We start from the raw sequence: 21,526 nt of genomic DNA, 5'->3' as shown, positions 1-21,526 counted from the left end.
TATGACTCATTTCATTAAATCGGTTTGTCGCCGGTGTCTCCCCGCTCTGGCGCTGGTGCTCTGCTTCCAGTTGGGGGCAGTGCCTGGCGTGTCAGGTGCCACGGTGGTTGGTGTGGTCTCCGAGCGTTCTGCGGCGGAAATGGCTGCCGGCGCGGAGCGCTTTCTGGCGGCTCATCCTAATCACACGGTGGTTCTGCGAACGCCGGAGCAGATTGCCCGACTGGATAGCCAGGCGCTGGAAGCACTGATTCGCCCGGCCGATGCGCTGCTTCTGGCTGCCGTATTTGGTGATCAGGTGGGGCGGCTGGCCCGGCTCGTCCGGGCGCAGGAGGCACAGCGGCCGTTCCCGGTTCTGGCCATTAATGGCGACCGGGCGCTTACACGCCTGTCGCGGCTCGAGGGTCAGATCATTCTGGAAGGGCTGGATGACGCCAGCCTGAACGATCTGATGAAAGCGCCGGAGCCTGGCGCTGAGGTCGGTGCCCACCGTGAGGGACTGCGCGAGCAGTTTCCCCGCCAGGTGCCCTGGCTGGAAGGCCGTGGGCTTTATCAGGGGCGTACGCCGGAGCATCTGGATGCCCTGCTTCGATGGCTGCTGGTCCAGGCCGGGCATGATCTGTCTGTCCCGGATTTGCCGCCCCGTTCACTGATTCGTTATTACCGTAACGGCAAAGCGGTGGAGCAGGCAGCGGATCTCGATCTGCAACCCGGTCCGGTGGTGACCCTGCTGGATCTGGACAGTGGTGACCGGCCCGGCGACCGTGCTTTGCTGGATGCGACCTGCGCCGCCCTGGAAGCCCGCGACATCCAGTGTTTTGCCATTCTGTCCCGCTGGGGCGGCGCCAGCCTGGAAGCGGTACGGACACTGGATAAGACCATCGGGCCGGCAACGCTTTCCGGCATCGTCAGCCTGCAGGACTTCACGGTGGGCGGGGGCGAGGGCCGCCGTCAGGTCACCGAGGCATTCACCCGCCTGAACGTGCCGGTGATCAAGGGGCTGCGCCTGGCCTCCCGGACCGCCAACCAGTGGCGGTTGTCGGTGGATGGGGTGCCGGCGGACAAGGTCCACTACAAACTGGCTATGCCGGAGTTGCAGGGCGTCAGCCAGCCGATGGTCCTGGCGACCGCCAGGCCAGAGGTAATTGATGAACAAACCGGTGTGGCTCTGACCGTGACCCAACCGGTGCCCGAGCGGGTGGCGGCGGTGGCCGACCGGCTGAAGCGTTGGCACACCCTGCAAAGTAAAGCCAATGCGGATAAGCGTGTGGCTATTATTTACTACAATCATCCGCCGGGCCGTCAGAACATCGGGGCCGATAATCTGGACGTTCCCGCTTCCCTGTACGAAATGCTGACCTGGCTGAAGCAGGAGGGCTACAACACCGGGCCTTTGCCGGCCAGCCCGGCAGCCCTTCTCGACCTGATTCAGCAAAAAGGCGTCAGCCTGCCGGACGACCCCCGGGCCTTGAAGGAAATGGCAGGCGAAGTGGCAGGCATGGACAGCGCCACCTACCGACGTTACCTCGCCTCCCTGCCAGCCGTGGTACAGGAAGAAATCACGCATGGCCCCCTGGGCTATCTGCATGAGCGCCTGGAACAGGCTCTGTCCATGGGTGAAAGAGAGCTGGCCAATGGGCTGCTCAACCGTGGCGTTCGTGACCTCCGGCATCTCATTGAGCATGTCCAGCACCCGGCCCGCAAGCGGGCACTGGCGCGCCTGGATGATTACGAAGCGCTCTGGAAAAAACGCCTGAATGAAGGTGGCCACCGATCTGCCCTGCTCGCCAGTCGCAAGGCTCTTGCCGAGACCGGCATCCCCGGGCTCAAAGGCTGGGGCGAGGCACCAGGGCAGTCCATGGTGGTGGATGGCCGCATGGTGTTCCCGGGCCTGCGATTTGGCAATATCTTCATCGGACCGCAACCACCCCGTGGGTGGGAAGTGAACGAAGAACTGCTGCACGCCAACACCACCTTCCCGCCTACTCATCAATACGTGGGTTTTTACCACTGGCTGCGGGATCACTATCAGGCCGATGCGCTGGTTTATGTTGGGCGACACTCCACAAGGGAATTTCTTCCGCGCCGACGGGCCGGGCTTACCGGCGATGACTACCCGGACCTGCTGGGTGGCGACCTGCCGCTCATCTATCCCTACATCGTGGACGGCGTGGGTGAGGGCATCCAGGCCAAACGCCGGGCCCTGGGGGTGATGATCAGCCACTTGACGCCACCCCTGGCAGCCACGGAACTGTACGACGATCTGCTGGAACTGCGACAGCTGGTGGAAACCTGGGAGTCCGCCAACGAACCGGACAGCCCCACCCGGGAACGGGCCCTGACGCTGCTGCGGGAAAAGATCCGGGCACTGGACATTGGAGAGGTCCTGGAACGGGAAATCGCCGGTGAAATGGGGCTGGCCGTGGAAGAGGTTTCCGTGGACGAACTCGCTCCGGATTTGTTGGTGCACGAGGCTGGGCACTACGTGACCGATATGCAGGAACACTTCATGCCGTTGGGCCTGCACGTGTTTGGCCGGGACTGGACGGATGAGATGATCGACACGTTGCTGGATTCCATGGCGGGCAAAACCGGTTCGCCGAAGCCATCTTGGCGGCAGAATCTGGAAGTTTCCCCGGCGCTGGAGCGTGAGAGCTTTCTGTCGGCCCTGGATGGTCGCTTTGTACCGCCGGGGCAAGGCAACGACCCGCTGCGCACACCGGAAGTACTGCCTACCGGGCGTAACTTCCATGCTCTTTCCGATGACCTGATCCCCACCCGCGTGGCGTGGTCGCTGGCCGAGGAGCTGGCCGTGAAAGCCCGGGGCGACAAAGACCGCAAACACGGCGACAGTGATGCCCTGGTACTCTGGGCCTCCGACACGGTGCGCGATGAAGGTGTGATGATTGCCTTTGGCATGAAACTGATGGGCATTCGTCCGGTCTGGAACAGCCGGGGCATCGTCAAGGGTCTGGAACGCCTCCCGGTCGGCGACGAAACTGACACGCCGGCGCGCCACAACGTGGTCTTCACCACCTCCGGGCTGTTCCGGGATCTGTACGAAAGCCAGCTGGTCTGGCTGGACTTGGCCTCCCGCTATGCCCTGGCCGGGTCGGCCGACACCATACGCCAGGAATATCCTGAACTGTCGGTGGCCCTGGAACAGGCCCTTTCGGTACTGCCGGTGACCATGCGGGAGCTCGGAGATGAACCCTTGGCCGTAAATGAAGTCGCCGCCCGCTGGGTGGCTGATACCCGGGAGTTGCTGGCTGCGGGAGCATCGGCAAGGGACGCCGGCGACCGGGCGGCGCATCGGGTATTCGGCACCACACCCGGCGCCTACGGCACGGGTGTGAACCGGCTGGCGTCACGCTCCGGGGCCTGGCAGGAGCGTGACCAGCTGGGCAATGCCTACCGGCGCCGCATGGGCCATGTCTATGGTAAGGGGATTCAGGGCGAACCGGCGCATCAGGCGTTTGACCAGCAACTGCAGCATGTCAGCCAGACCTACCTCGGGCGGGCCAGCCATCTCTATGGTCTGCTGGATAACGACGATGGCTTTGACTTTCAGGGTGGGCTTTCCAACGCGGTGGAACACCTGCGCGGCGAGCCACCCCGGAACCGGGTGCTGCAGTACGCCGACCCCACCAACCCCAGGGTCGATTCGCTGGAACGGGCCCTGGATGTGGAGCTGCGAGCCCGGAACCTGAACCCCCAGTGGCTCAAACCCCTGATGGAACACGGGTATGCCGGAGCCCGCACCATGGGCAGCGATTTTCTTGATAACCTCTGGGGCTGGCAGGTCACCAGTCCCCAGGTGGTGAGCTCGGGCATGTGGGACGCAGTCAACGATGTCTACATGCGGGACCGCCATGAACTCGGTCTGGATGCCTTCCTGTCGGAGGGGCACAATGTCCACGTCAAAACCCACATGCAAGCCATCCTGTTGCTGGCTGCCAAGCGCGGTTTCTGGGAAACGGATGTGTTTACCCGAAAACGCCTGGTTCGTGATTTTGCCCGCAATATTGCCAATCATGGCCTGCCGGGCAGTGGCCATACGCGCCCCGACCATCCACTGATGGACTGGGTATCGGATCAGTTGGAGCCGGGCGAACGGGAAGCCTTTGAAGCGGCCCGCAAGGGTGGTGCGCCGGTGTACCCGCCCAGTGCGGCGGTCAACGACGGTTGCCAGAATTCGAAGAGTCGATTCAACCTATGCTGATATGTCGCCGACTGTTATTGCTGGTGAGCTTTGCCTTCCTGACCTTCGGTGGGTCGGCCGGTCTGGCGCTGGCGGGCGAGGTCTGTGCCCGCGACGACACCGGCGCCCGGCTCTGCCTGGACCAACCCGCCACCCGCATTGCCGCCCTCTCCCCGGGTGCCACGGAACTGGTGTGGGCGGCGGGTGCCGGTGAGCAGGTGGTGGCGGTGGTGGACTATTCCGACTACCCACCCGCTGCCCGAAAGGTGCCGAAGGTGGGCAGCCACACCCGCCTGGACATGGAGCGGCTGCTGCAGTTGCAGCCGGATCTGGTGATCGCCTGGGTGACGGGCAATCCCGCCGAGCAGGTGCAAATGCTCAAGGATCTGGAGCTGCCGGTGTTTTCCATTGAACCGCGCAGTTTTGAGGCGGTGTCCGATACCATCGAGCGCTTGGCCACCCTGGCCGGCACCGAAACCGACGGCTTCGTCGAGGCGGACCGTTTTCGCCGTGGCATTGCGGAATTGCGTGAGCAGTATGCCAGCGCCGAGCCCGTGCCGGTGTTCTACCAGGTCTGGGACGAGCCGCTGATGACGGTGAACGATGAACACCTGATTGGCGAGATGATCCAGCTGTGTGGCGGAGACAACATCTTTGGCGAGCTGGAGCGGCTGGTGCCCCGCATCAGCACCGAAGCGGTGGTGACCGGCAATCCCGAAGCCATCCTCGCCGGCGGCATGGGCGAGGAAAACCGTCACTGGCTGACCCGCTGGCAGGCGTTCCCGCAACTGACCGCCACCGCCCGGGACAACCTGTTCTTCATCCCGCCTTCCCTGGTACAGCGCCCCACCCCGCGCATGCTCGAAGGCACCCGCCTGTTCTGTGAAAAACTGGAGGTGGCCCGTGCCCGGCGTGACTGACGGAGGCATCCGGTGACCCGTTCCCTCCTGCCACCCCTGCTGTTCCTGGCCCTCGCCAGCCTTCTGGCCATGGCGGTCTCCGTGGCCGTGGGCAGCGTCGCCCTGTCGCCGCTGGAGGTGCTGTCGGTATTCTTCGGCAACGCCGAGCCCTTGCAGCAAACCCTGGTGCTGGAATTGCGCCTGCCTCGCACCCTCTCGGCCTTTGCCACCGGCGGCCTGCTGGCGGTGGCCGGCGCCCTGATGCAGGTCCTGCTGCGCAATCCGCTGGCGGACCCCTACGTCCTGGGCCTGTCCGGCGGGGCGGCCGTGGGTGCGCTGCTGGCCATGCTGGCCGGTTTGGGTGGTTTCCTGGTTTCCGGCTCGGCCTTTGCCGGTGCCCTGCTTTCCACCTTCCTGGTCTTTGGTCTGGCCCATGGCACCGGCAGCTGGACGCCTTCGCGCCTGCTGCTGACCGGCGTGGTGGTGGCGGCCGGCTGGGGCGCGGTGATCACCCTCATGCTGGCCATCAGCCCGGCCCGGGAACTGCCGGGCATGCTCTACTGGCTGATGGGCGATGTATCCTACGCCCGCACGCCCTGGCCGGGACTATTGTTCCTGCTGGCGGTGTGCCTGTTGATAGTGCCCCTGGGCCGCAGCCTGAACGTGTTGGCTCGCGGCCCTTTGCAGGCGGCAGCCTTGGGCATTTCCGTGCGCCCCATGGAGTGGCTGATTTACGTATTGGCCAGCCTGCTCACCGCCACGGCGGTCACCATGGCCGGCAGCATCGGTTTTGTCGGGCTGGTGGTGCCACACATGCTGCGCCTGGTGCTGGGCAACGACCAGCGCCTGATCCTGCCCGCCTGCGCCCTGGCCGGCGGTACCCTGCTGGTACTGGCCGACACCCTGGCGCGCATCGTGATTGCTCCCGAGCAGTTGCCCGTGGGTGTGATTACCGCCCTGCTGGGCGTGCCCACCTTCCTGTACCTGCTGTACCGGAGCCGCTGATGGTTATCACCAAACGCCCCATCATGCAGACCCTGAGCACCCGCAAGCTGGTGATCGACATCCCCGGCCGCCCGGATGGCTACCCACTCAATCTGACCATTGAAGCGGGCCAGGTCTGGGGCGTGTTGGGCCCGAACGGGGCGGGCAAAACCACGTTGCTGCACACCCTGGCCGGGCTGCGGGCCCCGCGCGCCGGTTCCCTGTTGTTGGACGACCAACCCACGGGCTCGCTCAAACGCCGGGCGTTCTCCCAACAGGTGGGGCTGGTGTTCCAGGACCACCAGGACGGTTTCCCGGCAACGGTACTGGAAACCGCCCTCATCGGCCGCCACCCCTGGCTGTCCCCCTGGCAGATGGAAAGCGCCGACGATGTGGCCATGGCCGAGCGGGCCCTGGAAGCCCTCGATGTGCTGCACCTGAAAGACCGTTTGGTCAGTACGCTTTCCGGCGGTGAGCGCCAGCGCGTCGCCATCGCCACCCTGATGACCCAGGCACCCCACACCTGGCTGCTGGATGAGCCCTCCAACCATCTGGATCTGCATCACCAGGTGGCGGTCATGAAACTGCTGACCGAGCGGGCGAAAGCGGGCAACGCCATCTTCATGTGCCTGCACGATCTGAACCTGGCCGCCCGCTGGTGCGACAACATTCTGTTGATGTATCCGGATGGCGAAGCCTGCTGGGGCCCGGCGGAGCGAATGCTGGTGCCGAACGCACTGGAGCGCTTGTACGACCAGGACCTGCAAACAGTGGAAGTGGACGGCGCCCCATTTTTCGTGCCGAAGCGAGGCTAGCAACGGTGTTTGGCAAGGGAGTGGGGGAACGCTTCCCGGGACTGTCTGCAGCATGGATGCTGCAGTCAAGCGTACAGGGACGTATTCACAGCGTGTCTCGGGAAGCGTTCCCCCACTCCCGTTTCCCCCACAATTCAGACGACTTGGGAATGAGGTAAATGCTCGAAGCAAGAGTCCCAGCTGCCATGATCACCGCCCCCGGCTCCGGTCAGGGCAAGTCCATGGTCACTGCCGCCCTGGCCCGCCTGCACCGGAACGCCGGCCGGAATGTCCGTGTCTTCAAACATGGGCCGGATTACCTGGACCCCATGGTGTTGGAAGTCGCCTCCGGCAACCCGGTGTACCAATTGCACCCATGGATGACCGGCGAAGACGAATGCCGCTGGCGCCTGGCAGAAGCGGCACAGACCGCCGACCTGACTCTGGTAGAAGGCTCCATGGGCCTGTTCGACGGCGACCCCAGCAGTGGCGATTTGGCCAAACTGGCCGGGATTCCCGCCCTGCCGGTGATTGATGCCAAGGGCATGGCCCAGACCTTTGGCGCGGTGGCGTTCGGCCTGGCTCATTTTGATCCGGAGTTGCCCGTGCACCAGGTGATCGCCAACAAGATCGGCAGTGCCTACCACGGCCAACTCCTGAGAGAGAGCCTGCCAGAAGGCATTGACCTGCTCGGTGCGATTCCCCGCAACGACGCCATGGACATTCCGGACCGCCACCTGGGGCTGGTGCAGGCCAATGAACTGGACGACCTCAGCCAGCGCTTGGACGCGGCCGCGGAGGTGCTGAAGGCAGCGGGACTGGACACTTTGCCTCAACCGGTTGAGCTATCCGCCGAGGCCCCGACTGTGCCTGAGCGCCTGCTGGAAGGTCAGCGCATTGCCATCGCCCGCGATGCCGCTTTCAGTTTTCTCTACCGGGCCAACCTGGATCTGCTGGAAGCCATGGGTGCGGAGCTGCACTACTTCTCACCGCTGGCAGATACCGAATTGCCGGGGGCAGACGCGCTGTGGCTGCCAGGTGGTTATCCGGAGCTGCATGCCGGTGAGTTGGCAGCCAACATCCCGATGCTGGAGGCCATTCGTGATTTCCATCAGGCGGGTAAGCCGATTCTGGCCGAATGTGGCGGATTGATGGCCTGCGCTGACGAATTGTGGGACAAGGAGGGTTTGGGGCATGCCCTGCTCGGCCTGCTACCCGGCCGGGCCAGCATGGCCAACCGCCTCAAGGCCCTGGGCCTGCAAAGCCTGAACACCAGCCTTGGCGATCTGCGTGGCCATACCTATCATCATTCGGAGCTGGAGACGCCCTGCGAACCGGCCGCCCGCACCCGCAAACAGGCCGGCTCCGAAGGCGAGGCGGTGTACCGTCTGGGCACGCTCACCGCCAGTTATTTTCACGGCTACTTCCCGTCCGCACCCGCCCTGGTGGCGGCGATTTTCCGGGGAGAACCATTCACCTTCCATCATTCATTGTCTGAATAAGGAGTGCCCTCATGCGAGAGCGCGCAAAAGACCCCGAACGCCACGCCAAGCGCATGGCCGCCAAGCAGAAAATCATGCAGGAGCGCATTGCCCGTGCCCAGAACGAGCAGGGTGTGCTGCTGGTGATGACCGGCCCCGGCAAGGGCAAGAGCAGCTCCGGCTTCGGCATGGTGGCCCGGGCCCTGGGCCATGGCATGAAAGTGGGCATCGTGCAGTTCATCAAGGGCGCGTTCAGCACGGGCGAGGAAGCCTTCTTCCGCGACCTGCCCAACGTCGACTACCACGTGATGGGCCAGGGTTATACCTGGGACACCCAGAACCGGGAGCAGGACGTGGCTTCCGCCAATGCCGCCTGGGACATCGCCGCCGCCATGCTCAAAGACGACAGCTACGACCTGATCCTGCTGGACGAACTCAACATCGCCCTGAAATACGACTACATCGACCTGGACCGGGTGCTGGACGACCTGCAGGGTCGGCCCGAGATGCAGCACGTCGTGGTCACCGGCCGCAGCGCCCCGCAGGAACTGATCGACCTGGCCGACACCGTCACCGAGATGGGTGTGGTCAAGCACGCGTTCAAGGACCAGGGCATCAAGGCCCAGAAGGGCGTGGAGCTGTAAATGGCCACGCTGATGGTGCAGGGCACCACCTCGGATGCCGGCAAGACCACGGTGGTGGCCGCCCTGTGCCGCTGGCTGGCCCGCCAGGGCGTGTCGGTGGCGCCGTTCAAGCCCCAGAACATGGCCCTGAACAGCGCCGTCACCGTCGATGGTGGTGAGATTGGCCGGTCCACCGCCCTGCAGGCCCTGGCCTGCGGGCTGGAACCCCACAGCGACATGAATCCGGTGCTGCTCAAGCCCCAGAGCGACCGGGGCGCCCAGGTGATCCTGCGGGGGCGGGTACACGGCAACATGGACGCGCTGGATTACCACGCCTACAAGGCCGAAGCGATGGCGTCGGTCATGGCCAGCTGGCAGGCCCTGAGCGCCCGGTACGACGTGGTGATTGCCGAAGGCGCCGGCAGCCCGGCGGAGGTCAACCTGCGGGCCAACGACATCGCCAACATGGGCTTTGCCGAAGCGGTGGACTGCCCGGTGTTGCTGGTGGGTGACATCGACAAGGGCGGGGTGTTTGCCCAGCTGGTGGGCACCCTGTCGCTGATTTCGGAAAGCGAACGCGCCCGCACGGCAGGCTTCATCATCAACCGGTTCCGGGGCGACATCGCCCTGCTGGAACCGGGGCTGGACTGGCTGCACGAACACACCGGCAAACCGGTGTTCGGCGTGCTGCCCTACCTGCACGGCCTGGTCATTGATTCCGAAGACAGCGTTGCCGCCGCCGGCACAAGTGAGGCCGGCGCGCTCAAGGTGGTGGTGCCGGTACTGCCGCGCATCAGCAACCACAACGACTTCGACCCGCTGCGCCTGCACCCGGGTGTGGATCTCACCTTTGTCGGGCCGGACCAGCCCATTCCCCCGGCGGACCTGATCATTCTGCCCGGCAGCAAAAGCACCCGTCACGACCTGGCCTGGCTGACACAGCAGGGCTGGCCCGAAGCCATTCGCCGCCACCTGCGCTATGGCGGCAAAGTGCTGGGGATCTGTGGCGGCTTCCAGATGCTGGGCGAACGGGTGGACGACCCGGAGGGCCTGGAAGGCGAAGCGGGAAGCACCGGGGGCCTGGGCTGGCTGGTCATGACCACGCGCATGGTGCCGGGCAAGCAGTTGCGGTACGTCTCCGGGCCGTTGCATCTGGGTTCTTCCGGCTCCGAAAACGGGCCGATCATGGGTGGGTATGAGATGCACAACGGCGTCACCGAAGGCCCGGCCCTGGCCCGGCCGTTGGCGCAGCTGGATGGTCGCCCGGACGGTGCCATCAGCGAGGATGGCCAGATCCTGGGTACCTATGTGCATGGCCTGTTTGATGAGCCCAAGGCCTGCGAGACCTTTCTTCGCTGGGCGGGGCTGAAAACCGACAGGGCCCGCTCGGTGGATTACCAGGCCCACCGGCTGCAACAGCTTGACCGCCTGGCCGATCAGGTCGAGCAGTGTCTGGATACCAACGCACTGAAAAGGTTATTGGGCTTATGACCGATCACGACCAGTCCTTTACCGAGGCTCAGCGCGAAGGCCTGTACCGGGCCATCTTCGAACGCCGGGACGTGCGCTCGCAATTCCTGCCCGACGCCATTCCCGACGAGGTGCTGGCCCGGCTACTGGAAGCCGCCCACCACGCGCCCTCGGTGGGTTTCATGCAGCCCTGGGATTTCATTGTGATCGACAGCGTGGATGTGCGCCAACGGGTACTGGACAGTTTCAATGAGGAAAACGGCCGGGCTGCAACGAACTACCAGGGCGAGCGCAAGGAGCGTTACCAGAGCCTGAAACTGCAGGGCATCCTCGACAGCCCCATCAACCTGTGCATCACCTGCGACCGCAGCCGGGGCGGGCCGAATGTTCTGGGTCGCAACTCCATTGTGGAGATGGATCTGTTCAGTACCTGCCTGGCGGTCCAGAACCTGTGGCTGGCAGCCCGGGCGGAAAACATCGGCGTGGGCTGGGTGAGTATCCTCAGTCAGGAGCGGCTGTCGGAAATCCTGCAGTTACCCGAACACGTTTACCCGCTGGCTTATCTGTGCCTGGGGTATGTCAGTGAATTCCTGGACCAGCCGGAGTTGCAGGCTAAGGGCTGGCGGTCGCGGCTACCCCTGGAGGAGCTGGTGCATGGCAACCGGTGGGCCCGGCCCCTGGAAAACCCGGACCTGGCGCAGCAACTGAAAGATCGCGGAAAGCACTCCGGCTGATGGCTTTGGCGTTACCGGCCCCAATCCGGGTACGATAAGCCCCAAATTGGGACCTTTCAGGACGCGTTATGAGTTTTTCAGCGTTTTACGACCAGGCACTGATGCGCAAAGGCGGTGAAGCCGCCTTGCAGGCTCTGCTACCACCGGTGCTGGATAAAAGCCGACTGGCGGACGTCAGCGACGACCGTTACCTCTCCGAGATGACCCGCTGTATCTTCAAGGCGGGTTTTGTCTGGCGGGTGATCGAGAACAAGTGGGCGGACTTCGAGGCGGCCTTTGAGGGCTTCGTGCCCGCCTACTGGCAGCAGGTACCGCCGGAGGTACTGGAGGAGCTGGCGAAGGACGAGCGCATCGTGCGCAACCTGCAGAAAATTCGCACGGTGCCGGAGAATGCCCGGATGATCATGGATGTGGTGAGTGATCACGGCAGCTTCGGCCGTTTCCTGGCGGACTGGCCCAGCACCGATCAGGCCGGGTTGCTGTTGTATTTGAAGCGCAATGGCTGCCGATTGGGTGGCAATTCCGCCCAGTATTTCCTGCGCCGCGTGGGCTGGGATGGTTTTATCCTGTCCCGGGATGTGGTCACGGCCCTGACCCGGGCGGAGATTCTGGATGCTTCCCCCACCAGCCAGAAGGGGTTGAAGCAGGTGCAGGCGGCGTTCAACCAGTGGCACGAGGAAACCGGCCTGCCGTTCAGTCACCTTTCACGGATTGTTTCTTTTACGGTGGATAACTGAGCCTTTGTTATGGAGTTCGACGGCTTGGGGTAGGTCTTTCCAAAACACGCTGTGAATACATCCCTGTAGCGCTCGAGCTCCGCCCTTCAGCGCTTATTGCTCCTGCGTCGCGCTGAAGGTCCTGGGCAGGCCATCCATGGCCAGCCCGTGAAGAGCTTTTCGCTCTTCACCCATGGCTCCGCACGGTTTTGGAAAGACTTCCCCAAAACTGCCGAGCAGGTTATCGAGTTTGCATTCAAAGAAACAACAAAAGTACTAGCTCGCTTAATACCACACTGGCCCCCAACGCATCGCCGGTATAGCCACCCAACTGGCGCTTGAGATACGCGCCCCAGCAAAGCGCCACCAGCAGCACCGCCGCCAACGTGCCGGTAATCAGGAACGGCTGCCAAAATGACAGGGTGCCGGTGAGTACCATGACAAAACCAACGGCGGCCAGCAGCCGGGCGGTGGAGAAGCCGTCCGCCACCGGTTTGGATTTGCTTTTGTCCGGGTCGGTTACGTAGTTGAGCGTGGCCATCAGCAGCAAGGGCGTGAGCCGTGCGACCGCCGGGGCGGCGAGCAGTGCCAGCCAGGGGTGGTCGGCTTCCACCAGCAGGGCCACTTTCAGCAGCAGCGCCATCACCAGGGTCACGGTGCCGTAAGTGCCGATGCGGCTGTCTTTCATGATCGCCAGGCGCTTTTCCACCGTGTAGCCCCCGCCCAGGGCATCCACGCTGTCGGCCAGGCCGTCTTCGTGGAAGGCGCCGGTGAGGAACAGGTGCACGATCACCACCAGGATGATCGACACCAGCGGGCTGAAGGCCAGGCACAGCAGGCTGTACACGCACAGGTAGATGACGCCCAGCAGCAGGCCCACCAGGGGAAAATACAGGCTGCTCTGGTTCATCAGGCGCTGGGAGTAGTCGATGCGGGCGAGCATGGGGATGCGGGTGAGAAAGCCCACGGCCAGCCAGAAGGCCTGCCATTCGCGTTTAAAGCTGGGCTCGGTGGGCATGGGCGTCTCCGGAAATCGTTGAAAACGCCCATTGTACCGATTGAGAGGCGGTGATGAATGCCGTCAGTTCAGGCTGTTGCAGCTTCCAGGGTCAGGCCATGCGCTTCATGATGCGATCGCCCAGCATGTACTGGTGTGCCAGGGCGGCAGCCACGTGCAGGCCGATCATCACCCAGAGGGCATTGGCCAGTGCTTCGTGCAGGTCTTCGCCGCTGTCTTCCAGCCATTCGATTTCCGGGCCGTAACCGAACAGGGTCCAGCCAAAGAAGGTGACGCTTTCCCCTTCGCCCAGGGAGGTGGCCAGGCCGGTGAGCGGCATCAGGATCATCAGGGCGTACAGTGCCAGGTGCCCCAGTCGTGCCATCATGGCCCACTGTGCTGGTGGTTGTACCCGTGAGCGGTTCAGCCAGCGCCACAGGCCCCGGAACAGTACCAGGGCAAACAGGGTCAGCCCCAGGCTCTGGTGCAGGCCCATCAGTGACCGTTCCGATACGCTGTGTTCCAGTGCCTCGAACCACACTTCACTGGCCAGCATGATCAGCAGCAAAACAGCCATGCTCCAGTGCAGTGCCCGGGCCACAGCCCCGTACCGGTTTTCCGTATCCATCATTGTCATCATCAATCTCCTTGATCACAGGCGGGGTATTCCCCCAACCCCGCCTGTGAGTCTAAGTGTCAATCCCGGCGACCGCCACGAACCGGAGCGCCGTAGCGATTGAACTCCTGTTCACGCATCAGGTTGTCTTCAGCGTCGCGAAGCTGCACTAGATAGGTGCCTTCTTCGGTTTCGTCCACCGACACAGTGACACCCGGGCCAAATCGACGCAGGGCCTGACCGTAGGCCATGATGCGCATTTCCTCGGAGCTGTACTGCTTCAAATCCGCGTTCATGGCACTGCCTTTGTGGCGGTACTCCGAGCGCTGACCATCATCCTTGTCGTTATCGTTGTCCGCGGATACCAGCAATGGTGCGGTACTCAGTAGCGCCGCCGCGGACAGGGCCGCAATCGTCGTGGTTTTTTTCATGTAAAACTCCTTGTGCTTTGAACCCATTGGACCGGGATGGGGTGACATCGCCGGTTGAGGAGTATTGAAACAGCGAAACGTCGCAGAAATGTCTCCGGTCCTCGGCGACTTTGTCGCAAATTGTCTCAGGGGTGCGGCGATGCGATATTTTTTGACAACCTTATTCCCAAGTCGCGAGTCCAGTTCCCTATAATCGGGGCACCGGTACAGAGATGGAGTTATCCGTGAACGCTTCTTCCACAATTCTGGTGGTCGATGATCACCGCGATATTCGCGACCTGGTGGGTCGTTATCTGCAGGAACATGGCTTGCGCGTGTTGCTGGCCGATGGCGGTGATGCCATGAAGCGTCAGTTAAGGGATCACACGGTCGACCTGGTCGTACTGGACATCATGATGCCGGGCGACGACGGCCTCACCCTGTGCCGTTACCTGCGCGAACACACCGAACTGCCGGTGATTCTGTTAACGGCCATGAGCGAGGAGACGGACCGGATTGTGGGCCTGGAAATGGGCGCCGATGATTACCTGACCAAGCCGTTCAACCCCCGGGAATTGCTGGCGCGAATTCGGGCCGTGTTGCGTCGTGCCAGTGCCCTACCGCCCCAGCGAAGTTCGATGGCTGGCCAGTGCCTGCACTTTGAGGGTTGGCAATTGAATGTTGATCGTCACCAGTTGACCGATCCGGACGGTGTGGAGGTGTCACTCAGCACGGCGGAATACAAACTGCTGTTGGCGTTTCTGGAACATGCCGGGCGGGTGCTGTCCCGGGATCAGTTGATGGATCTGACCCTGGGCCGGGAAGCCGATGCGTTTGACCGCAGCATTGATAATCACGTTAGCCGTCTGCGCCGGAAAATGGACCCGGACCCTCGCCATCCCCGACTGATCAAAACCATCTGGGGCGGCGGCTATCAATGGATTGCCGACGTTGAAGAGGCGCCTTTATGAGATTCTGGCCCCGGCGAGCAGCCGGACAGCTGGCCCTGTTGCTGATCCTTGTGCTGCTGGTGGCGCAGGTGATCACCATTGCGATACTCGCGGGTGAACGCCAGGGCGCCTTGCGCAGTGCCAGCCTGGAGCATGTGCTGCAGCGGGTCGCCGATGCCTATACCCTTATGGATACCACGGATCCGGAGCGACAGGAGCGTGTGCTGCGGGCGCTGTCCAGCCCTACCTTGCAACTGTCCATCGATGCCACGCCCTTCCTGTCGGCGGATGGCGACTCGGTCATGGCCCGGCGTCTGGCCCAGGAATTTGATTTGCCCGACAACGGGGTGCGGGCGGCCATGGCCGCGGAGGAGGAAGAGTGTCTTCCTGATCGTTACCGTTCTGATAGCGATGAGCGCCGTGATGATGATCGTGACCACGATGAGGATCATGATGAGGCGCGTGAGCATCACGATGAACGCCATGAGTGTCCGCCCATTCTTACCGTATCACTGCCATTGTCCTCCGGGGAGTGGTTCAACGCCCGCGCCCAGCCGCCGGCGCCTTCCTGGCTTTGGCTGAAAGCCACTCTCACCAGTGTTGGCATTACCGCCGTGCTATTGGTGCTGAGCCTGTTGCTGGCAATCCGTCGAATTCTCCAGCCAGTGAACGAGCTGAGTCGTGCTGCCCAGGCCTTTGGGCGTGGCGAGAAAGTGGAGATATTGGAGCGGGGGCCGGAGGACATTCGTGAGGTGATCCGCGCTTTTAATCAGATGCAGCACCAGGTCAGCAAGGCCCATGATGATCGGGCCCGCTTGCTGGCAGCACTGGCCCATGACCTGAGAACGCCGATCACCTCCATGCGGCTGCGGGTGGAACTGTTGCCGGAGGGCGAAGACAAAGACCGCTTGCTGGCATCGCTCCAGGAGATGCAGCAACTGGCCGAGGCCACGCTGGATTTCATTCGCGGTAGCGCCACCGAGCAGTACCGCAAGTACGATCTGGCATCACTGCTGGACAGCCTGTGCGGGGATCTTCAGGAAATCGGCCTGGCCGTTGACCTGGAAGAGAGTCCCAGGTGTGTCCTGCAAGGGCAGCCGGAAGCGATCAGGCGTGCGCTTCGCAACCTGATTGAGAACGCGGTGAACTATGGCCAGCATGCCCAGGTGGTGTTGCAGGCCACGGACCAGGAAGCCATCGTCACCATCACCGACGAGGGACCGGGTATCCCGGCCTCTGAATACGAGCGGGTGTTCCAGCCGTTCTACCGCCTGGAACAGTCCCGCAGCCGGGATACCGGCGGTGCCGGCCTCGGCCTGGCGATCGCCCGCACGCTCATCCGGGGCATGGGCGGTGATATCGAGCTGGCAGCCGGTCCCCACGGTAAAGGGCTTCGAGTGACCGTTAGTCTGCCCCGGGAGACGACAGAAAAAGCGTAAGTGGCAGCTCAGTAACGTCAGGAATCAGTGAGAACTGGTTCGGGCTGCGGGTAGCCAGATACGCACACACAGTCCCGATTGTCCGTCGGCCCGGCCGGCCAGCGATAACTGGCCGCCGTGCAGTTCGGCAATCCGGCGGGCAATGGCCAGGCCCAGGCCGGCGCCTCCGCCAACACGCTGGTCGAGCCGGACAAAACGGCTCAGTGCCCGTTCCCGCTCCGTTTCGGGAATGCCGGGCCCTTGGTCGCAAACGGTAATCGAATACCCCTCATCCTCTGCTGACAGAGTGGTGGTGACGATCGTATTTTCAGGGCTGTACTGGATGGCGTTGGCCAGCAGCGAACGCATCAGGGTATTGGTCAGGGCGCTGTGGCAAGGCACCATCGCCTGTCCTTTGGTGTTGTCTTCCAGAATGGGTTCGATGTTTTTCTTCAGCGCCAGCGGTACGACATCCGCGATGCTCTGTTCGATCAGTGCCGACAGATTGTGTTGATCCGGGGTGAAATCCGTTCCCGCGTCCACCCGGCTCAGCAACAGCATCTGCTCAACCAGGTGCACCATGCGGTCTACCGCCTGGGTCAGGTTGTGGAATTGCTCGGGATTATCCGCGAAGGCCTTCTCCAGGTTTAGCCGCAACACGGCCAGAGGCGTGCGCAACTCATGGGCGGCATCGGCGGAAAAGCGTCGTTCACGTTCCAGCGCCAGGTTCAGGCGCTTGAGCAGACCATTCACTGCCTGAACCAGCCCCGCCACTTCTTTGGGGGCTTGGCGGGCATCCAGTGGGTGAATATGCTCCGGGGCCATGTCACGCACCGGGGCTTCGAGCCGTCGCAAGGGCCTGAAACTCAACTGGGTCGCGGCAATGACCGCCAGGGCCAGTAATGGCAGTGCCAGGAGCAAGGGTAGGATGTTGCCGAGGGCAAGCTCTTCGCTCAGTTCCTGGCGAATGTCTTCCCGCTGGGCGGTGCGTATCCAGAATCCGGTTTCCGGATCGCGAAGAGTAAAGGTACGCCAGCGGTAGCCCGTGGATTCCGCCCAGGTATAGCCTGGCTCAAGGCCTTCGCTGTCGTCCGCTTTCAGGGTATCCAGTAGCGGCTTGCCCTCGGAGGTCCAGACCTCAAATGCCAGCTTCTTTTCATATTTGTGGCCAAGCGGGCTGGAGGTGACTTCCTCTTCCTCGCCATCAGCGACGGGGTCGGGCAGGCCGGTATCGTAAAGCTGCAGGGTGCCCCGCAGTGTCGACGACAGCTGGCCCATGGACTGGGTATCCACCAACTGTCGCACCACGCCCTGAACAATGCGGGTGCTCTGGGCTAGTTGAGCGTCAAACAGCTCTTCCAGTTCGTGGTTGCTTTCCACGTAACTCCAGCCGGCAGCCGCCGTGGCGATCAGCAGCACCGCCGAGGTAACCAGTAGTATCAGCGTGCGGGTCAGTGACATAGCGCAGCCTCGGCGGCCTGACTATCGAGGAGGTAGCCGACCCCACGAACCGTTCGGATGGTGCTTTTCCCAACCCGTCGGCGAAGGTGATGGATGTGCACTTCCAGGGCATTGCTCTCGGCGCCGGCTTCCCAGCCATACAGTTGCTCTTCCAGCCGGCGGCGAGTGGCCACCTGGTCCGGGTGGCGCATGAGGTATTGGAGTATCTGGAACTCACTGCGTGGCAGGGTAGTGGCCTGATCATCCAGAATTAGCTGTCCTGTGTCGGTGTTCAGCGTCAGGCGGCCCACTTGTAGCCCGGCCAGGGAGCGACCGCTGGTGCCCCGGCGGGTGATGGCCCGAATCCGAGCCTTCAGTTCGGCCATGGCAAAGGGCTTGGTGAGGTAGTCGTCCGCACCCGCGTCCAGGCCCTGCAGTTTTTCTCCCAGCTCCGAGCGGGCGGTGAGAATGATGATGGGCGTCTGGGATCCCTGGTTCCGGGCCTGTCGGACCACCTCCAGGCCATCCAGTCGGGGTAATGTCAGATCCAGGATAACCAGGTCAAACGGCTCTTCGATGATGGCGTTGACCGCCTGTTGGCCGTCATCCAGCCAGTCGACGGTGTTCTGATCCTCCCGCAGCATGTCGAGCATGGTTTGGGCGAGGGGGTGATCGTCTTCTACCAATAATATTCGCATGAAGAGGTTTCCGTCTCAGGGCAAATGGTTGGTCTCGAATTTTAGATAATTTCGGGCTTCTTATTGCCCCTTTGGAGCGGTTTTCACATCTGGGAATTGATTAGCGACTGGTGCTACCTGGTATACCCTGTAACGTCTGCTGCTGTCGATTAGCTTGGCGGAGGGGGCCAGTTGTTTAATCACCGACTGTCCGCCTTTCATTTCTGCAAATAATTTGCCTTTGGCCCAATAGTCGGATGCTATCTGGCTCTTGAGAATCTTGCTATCGACAGTATTAACTTGGCCCTGAGTATAGAACCTTGCCGAAAATGGCGCCTCATCGAGATAGAACAGATCCGCTGGGGAATATTCAGGCATGGCGTCGATTCGTTGTACCAGTTCCCTTTCGGTTTTCAGCTGGCCGGGGTTCACGGCGAACCAGGCGCCGGCTGCGGTGCCTAAAATCGGAATGGCCAGCGATGATGCCAAGGCAAATTTTGTTAGCGATGGTTTTCCGTTGCGTTGGAGCAAGCCGGCGGTCAGTATAGCTAGAAATGGCAAACCGGGCAGGATGTAAGTCCACAGAACATTGCCCGAAAAGGTGAAGAAGACGGCTGGAGTTAGAGCGGCGGCTATCAACATCGTTGTCAGCCCGGGGTACTGTGTGTGCCAGATATCGTCGCTGGACTGCTTGCCCAGCAGGGACCATGCCCAAGTGGCTGCTGCAATCAAACCCCATGGGAAGCTGGCTTGCACAAGATAGAGCCAGATGGTACCCCGGGCACGATCATGCGCGCTGCCGTAGAGATCCCCTTCCCAGCCACTGACCAGGAAACGCTTGAAGTGCTCGCCAATGATGAAATAGTCGAAAAAACCGGGTGTTTTCAGCTCGGCGAGTATGTACCAGGGCAAGGCAATCAGGAGCATCAACGCCGTACCACGGACCCAGGGCAGAGTCTGCCAAAGGGTGTGCCACTGGCGGTTCAGGGCAACCCAGACGAAAACCGGCAACCCCGTCAACACCAGCACCAGCGGGCCTTTGGCCAGCAGTCCCAGGGCCAGACCAATAAAGAAGAGCCAACCCCAGAGCGGTGTCCCGCCCTGTAACCGGATCACCAGGCTGGCAATAACCAGTGTGGTTGCCAGGGCCAGGAACGAGTCGGTCATTACGGTGCCGGCACTGACGAAACCCAGGGCCATGGTGCTGTAAATAATGGCGGCCCACAGGCCAGTGATCCGGGCGCTGTCGGACCCGGGCGAGGCATGCAGCCAGCGGGTGGTGGCGTAAACCAAGTACACGATCCCCACATTGGCCAGCCACGAGGGCAAGCGGCCGGCGAACTCATTCACACCGAACAGCTTGAAGGACAGGGCCTGGGTCCAGAAGGACAGGGGCGGCTTGCCCCAGAAGGGCACGCCATAGTCAAACCAGGGTGTAATCCAATCCCCCGTCTCCGCCATGATGCGGGCAATTTCCGCATAGCGCGGCTCGGTGGTATCTGCGAAGGGCAGTAAGGCTGTTAGTCCCAGGCGAACGACCAGAACGAAAGCCAGTAGGCCCAGTAAGGTATTAATGGTTCTGGTCATTGCCGGCCACGCGCAGGGTTGGTTGAAAGTCCGGGATTCTCTCGTCGCTGTCTTCGGCGAGGATAAACACCGGGCGTTGCTTGGTTTCCATGTAGATGCGGCCCACGTATTCCCCGAGCAAGCCAACGCACAACAGTTGCACGCCGGAAAGGAAGGTGACGATGGCGATCATGGAGGCATAACCGGGGGTGGAAACACCAACGACCAGTGTTTTGAGCACTTCCCAGAGCCCGAAAAAGCCGCCAGCGCCTGCAGCCAGTAAGCCAAGCACCAGGGCAATGCGCAGTGGCCGGGTTGAGAACGAGGTGATGCCTTCCATGGCCAGGTGCAGCAACTTCAGGTAATTCCACTTGGTTTGCCCCGCCATCCGGGGATCACGATCAAACTCCAGAGTGACCGTGGGCATGCCAACCCAGGCGAACATGCCCTTGAGGTAGCGGTTCCGTTCCGGCAACTGGTTCAGGGCGTCGACGGTGCGCCGGCTCATCAGGCGGAAATCACCGATATCGACCGGTATCGGCGCATCACTGATGCGGTTGATCAGCCGGTAGAACAGGGAGGCGGTCAGTTTCTTGAACCAGCTTTCGCCCGCGCGGGAGCGTCGTTTCATGAGCACGACATCGGCGCCTTTGCGCCACTCGGCCAGCATCTGGGGAATCAGTTCGGGCGGATCCTGAAGGTCGGCGTCGATCAGGATCACGGCATCGCCTTTGGCGTGGCTTAAACCGGCCGTGACTGCAGCTTCCTTGCCGAAATTCCTCGATAACTGAAGCACCCGGATTTCGGGGCACCATCGACGTGCTTGCAACAGCAGCGCAACCGAGTTGTCCTGACTGCCATCGTCTACAAAGAGCAGTTCAGTGGCCATTTTCTCTTTCCGGCAAACGAGGGTGAGGCGTTTTAACAGCGTCGGAATAACGTCCGCCTCATTGTGCACCGGTACAACGATACTGAGCGTCGGATCAGTGAATGTCATTGGCTTGTTCCTTCTGGAAGACAAACTTCTCGGCAAGAAAATAATTGGCAATGGTCGCTACCGCCGTTGCCGTGACCTGGGAAGCGAGGGGCGCGTTTGTGGTCGCGTACACCGCTGAAAACGCCGCCAGGTTCAGGGCCCATCCCGCGCTGGATGTGGCCAGGTAACGTGGAAATGCCAGACGGTGGGGCAACTCCGAGCGGAAGGTGTAGCGATGCTGGGCCAGATAATTCGTGCCCAGGCCAATCGTCGCCCCGGCGGCCGTCGCGATCCTGGCGTCAACGCCGGCATCGATGAGCAGGAACATCACCAGCCAGTGAATCAGGGTGGCAAAGCCGCCCCCGGTGAGAAATCGACACAATCGTGTCAATCGGGATCGATAAATGGGAGGGAGGTTCATGGCAGATTGCGTCCTGATGGCCGATGTCCGGGAATGGCAAGGCACTTTAGGACGGCTTTCTTAACCAAGCCTTAAATCCCGGGTGACAAAAACCTTAAGGGTGGGTTAATAATTTTTTAGTCAGGACTTAAGACTGGGTTAAGCCTGGCTCTCTAA

General features: G+C 62.1%; 19 protein-coding genes. 11 read left to right on the top strand and 8 right to left on the bottom strand.

The window, feature by feature from the left end:
* The first annotated feature begins 1 nt into the window (after window position 1).
* The 9 genes from BY454_RS01550 (at window position 2) to BY454_RS01510 (ending at window position 11,920) form a co-directional block, all read left to right on the top strand.
* Window positions 2–4,219 (top strand): cobaltochelatase subunit CobN, encoded by a 4,218-nt coding sequence (locus BY454_RS01550; RefSeq protein WP_104414872.1) that lies wholly within the window; start codon window positions 2–4, stop codon window positions 4,217–4,219.
* Entirely contained in the window at window positions 4,213–5,118 is a 906-nt protein-coding gene (locus BY454_RS01545) for a cobalamin-binding protein (protein WP_104414871.1), read from the top strand. Before BY454_RS01550 ends, BY454_RS01545 begins: the two co-directional genes overlap by 7 nt.
* Window positions 5,119–5,130: 12 nt before the next feature.
* The gene (locus BY454_RS01540) at window positions 5,131–6,102 is read left to right on the top strand and encodes a FecCD family ABC transporter permease (RefSeq protein WP_258075515.1); all 972 of its coding nucleotides are present in this window, start codon (window positions 5,131–5,133) and stop codon (window positions 6,100–6,102) included.
* A gap of 23 nt (window positions 6,103–6,125) precedes the next feature.
* Window positions 6,126–6,896 carry an ABC transporter ATP-binding protein gene (locus BY454_RS01535; RefSeq protein WP_104414999.1) on the top strand — a complete coding sequence of 257 codons (771 nt, stop codon included), beginning with the start codon at window positions 6,126–6,128 and terminating at the stop codon, window positions 6,894–6,896.
* A 158-nt stretch (window positions 6,897–7,054) separates the two neighbouring features.
* Window positions 7,055–8,377 carry a cobyrinate a,c-diamide synthase gene (locus tag BY454_RS01530; RefSeq protein ID WP_104414870.1) on the top strand — a complete coding sequence of 441 codons (1,323 nt, stop codon included), beginning with the start codon at window positions 7,055–7,057 and terminating at the stop codon, window positions 8,375–8,377.
* Between the two features lie 11 nt (window positions 8,378–8,388).
* The gene (gene cobO, locus BY454_RS01525; RefSeq protein ID WP_104414869.1) at window positions 8,389–9,000 is read left to right on the top strand and encodes a cob(I)yrinic acid a,c-diamide adenosyltransferase; all 612 of its coding nucleotides are present in this window, start codon (window positions 8,389–8,391) and stop codon (window positions 8,998–9,000) included.
* Entirely contained in the window at window positions 9,001–10,470 is a 1,470-nt protein-coding gene (locus BY454_RS01520; RefSeq protein ID WP_104414868.1) for a cobyric acid synthase, read from the top strand.
* Window positions 10,467–11,183 (top strand): 5,6-dimethylbenzimidazole synthase, encoded by a 717-nt coding sequence (gene bluB / locus BY454_RS01515; RefSeq protein WP_104414867.1) that lies wholly within the window; start codon window positions 10,467–10,469, stop codon window positions 11,181–11,183. Before BY454_RS01520 ends, bluB begins: the two co-directional genes overlap by 4 nt.
* A gap of 68 nt (window positions 11,184–11,251) precedes the next feature.
* Window positions 11,252–11,920, top strand: coding sequence for a DNA-3-methyladenine glycosylase I (locus tag BY454_RS01510; RefSeq protein ID WP_104414866.1), 669 nt, complete (start codon window positions 11,252–11,254; stop codon window positions 11,918–11,920).
* A 235-nt stretch (window positions 11,921–12,155) separates the two neighbouring features.
* Here BY454_RS01510 and cobS read toward each other — a convergent pair whose 3' ends face one another.
* From cobS to BY454_RS01495, 3 genes are all read right to left on the bottom strand, one after another.
* Window positions 12,156–12,917, bottom strand: a complete 762-nt coding sequence (gene cobS, locus BY454_RS01505) for an adenosylcobinamide-GDP ribazoletransferase (protein WP_104414865.1) — start codon at window positions 12,915–12,917, stop codon at window positions 12,156–12,158.
* A gap of 91 nt (window positions 12,918–13,008) precedes the next feature.
* On the bottom strand, window positions 13,009–13,536 hold the full coding sequence (locus BY454_RS01500) for a cytochrome b (RefSeq protein WP_258075514.1): 528 nt from the start codon (window positions 13,534–13,536) through the stop codon (window positions 13,009–13,011).
* A gap of 56 nt (window positions 13,537–13,592) precedes the next feature.
* Window positions 13,593–13,943, bottom strand: a complete 351-nt coding sequence (locus BY454_RS01495) for a hypothetical protein (protein ID WP_104414863.1) — start codon at window positions 13,941–13,943, stop codon at window positions 13,593–13,595.
* Window positions 13,944–14,167: 224 nt separating this feature from the next.
* Here BY454_RS01495 and BY454_RS01490 point away from each other — a divergent pair, with 224 nt between their 5' ends.
* Window positions 14,168–14,893, top strand: coding sequence for a response regulator (locus BY454_RS01490; RefSeq protein WP_104414998.1), 726 nt, complete (start codon window positions 14,168–14,170; stop codon window positions 14,891–14,893).
* Complete coding sequence (locus BY454_RS01485; RefSeq protein ID WP_104414862.1) at window positions 14,890–16,311, top strand: ATP-binding protein; 1,422 nt, start codon at window positions 14,890–14,892, stop codon at window positions 16,309–16,311. Before BY454_RS01490 ends, BY454_RS01485 begins: the two co-directional genes overlap by 4 nt.
* 24 nt (window positions 16,312–16,335) lie before the next feature.
* Here the strand turns inward: BY454_RS01485 and BY454_RS01480 are convergent, their stop codons facing one another.
* From BY454_RS01480 to BY454_RS01460, 5 genes are read right to left on the bottom strand one after another with little or no spacing between them, the layout of a single operon-like run.
* A complete protein-coding gene (locus tag BY454_RS01480; protein ID WP_104414861.1) occupies window positions 16,336–17,751 on the bottom strand; it encodes an ATP-binding protein in 1,416 nt (471 codons plus the stop codon).
* The gene (locus BY454_RS01475) at window positions 17,742–18,428 is read right to left on the bottom strand and encodes a response regulator transcription factor (protein WP_104414860.1); all 687 of its coding nucleotides are present in this window, start codon (window positions 18,426–18,428) and stop codon (window positions 17,742–17,744) included. Before BY454_RS01475 ends, BY454_RS01480 begins: the two co-directional genes overlap by 10 nt.
* A 60-nt stretch (window positions 18,429–18,488) precedes the next feature.
* A complete protein-coding gene (locus BY454_RS01470) occupies window positions 18,489–19,994 on the bottom strand; it encodes an ArnT family glycosyltransferase (protein ID WP_104414859.1) in 1,506 nt (501 codons plus the stop codon).
* Window positions 19,978–20,970, bottom strand: a complete 993-nt coding sequence (locus BY454_RS01465; protein ID WP_104414858.1) for a glycosyltransferase family 2 protein — start codon at window positions 20,968–20,970, stop codon at window positions 19,978–19,980. The genes BY454_RS01470 and BY454_RS01465 overlap by 17 nt, the downstream gene beginning before the upstream one ends.
* Window positions 20,957–21,370, bottom strand: a complete 414-nt coding sequence (locus tag BY454_RS01460) for a GtrA family protein (protein WP_104414857.1) — start codon at window positions 21,368–21,370, stop codon at window positions 20,957–20,959. The genes BY454_RS01465 and BY454_RS01460 overlap by 14 nt, the downstream gene beginning before the upstream one ends.
* Window positions 21,371–21,526: the final 156 nt, after the last annotated feature.

The sequence above is a fragment of the Marinobacter persicus genome, from assembly GCF_002934325.1.
GTDB lineage: Bacteria > Pseudomonadota > Gammaproteobacteria > Pseudomonadales > Oleiphilaceae > Marinobacter > Marinobacter persicus_A.
This window is presented reverse-complemented; position numbering and strand designations above follow the sequence as displayed.

Excerpts from the sequence above, each read along its gene's own strand:
- BY454_RS01465 (WP_104414858.1), bottom strand. The coding sequence starts at position 20,970 with ATGACATTCACTGATCCGACGCTCAGTATCGTTGTACCGGTGCACAAT.
- BY454_RS01495 (WP_104414863.1), bottom strand. The coding sequence starts at position 13,943 with ATGAAAAAAACCACGACGATTGCGGCCCTGTCCGCGGCGGCGCTACTG.
- cobO (WP_104414869.1), top strand. The coding sequence starts at position 8,389 with ATGCGAGAGCGCGCAAAAGACCCCGAACGCCACGCCAAGCGCATGGCC.
- BY454_RS01485 (WP_104414862.1), top strand. The coding sequence starts at position 14,890 with ATGAGATTCTGGCCCCGGCGAGCAGCCGGACAGCTGGCCCTGTTGCTG.
- BY454_RS01510 (WP_104414866.1), top strand. The coding sequence starts at position 11,252 with ATGAGTTTTTCAGCGTTTTACGACCAGGCACTGATGCGCAAAGGCGGT.
- BY454_RS01520 (WP_104414868.1), top strand. The coding sequence starts at position 9,001 with ATGGCCACGCTGATGGTGCAGGGCACCACCTCGGATGCCGGCAAGACC.
- BY454_RS01470 (WP_104414859.1), bottom strand. The coding sequence starts at position 19,994 with ATGACCAGAACCATTAATACCTTACTGGGCCTACTGGCTTTCGTTCTG.
- BY454_RS01550 (WP_104414872.1), top strand. The coding sequence starts at position 2 with ATGACTCATTTCATTAAATCGGTTTGTCGCCGGTGTCTCCCCGCTCTG.
- BY454_RS01475 (WP_104414860.1), bottom strand. The coding sequence starts at position 18,428 with ATGCGAATATTATTGGTAGAAGACGATCACCCCCTCGCCCAAACCATG.
- BY454_RS01480 (WP_104414861.1), bottom strand. The coding sequence starts at position 17,751 with ATGTCACTGACCCGCACGCTGATACTACTGGTTACCTCGGCGGTGCTG.
- BY454_RS01460 (WP_104414857.1), bottom strand. The coding sequence starts at position 21,370 with ATGAACCTCCCTCCCATTTATCGATCCCGATTGACACGATTGTGTCGA.
- bluB (WP_104414867.1), top strand. The coding sequence starts at position 10,467 with ATGACCGATCACGACCAGTCCTTTACCGAGGCTCAGCGCGAAGGCCTG.
- cobS (WP_104414865.1), bottom strand. The coding sequence starts at position 12,917 with ATGCCCACCGAGCCCAGCTTTAAACGCGAATGGCAGGCCTTCTGGCTG.
- BY454_RS01500 (WP_258075514.1), bottom strand. The coding sequence starts at position 13,536 with ATGATGACAATGATGGATACGGAAAACCGGTACGGGGCTGTGGCCCGG.
- BY454_RS01535 (WP_104414999.1), top strand. The coding sequence starts at position 6,126 with ATGCAGACCCTGAGCACCCGCAAGCTGGTGATCGACATCCCCGGCCGC.
- BY454_RS01530 (WP_104414870.1), top strand. The coding sequence starts at position 7,055 with ATGCTCGAAGCAAGAGTCCCAGCTGCCATGATCACCGCCCCCGGCTCC.
- BY454_RS01545 (WP_104414871.1), top strand. The coding sequence starts at position 4,213 with ATGCTGATATGTCGCCGACTGTTATTGCTGGTGAGCTTTGCCTTCCTG.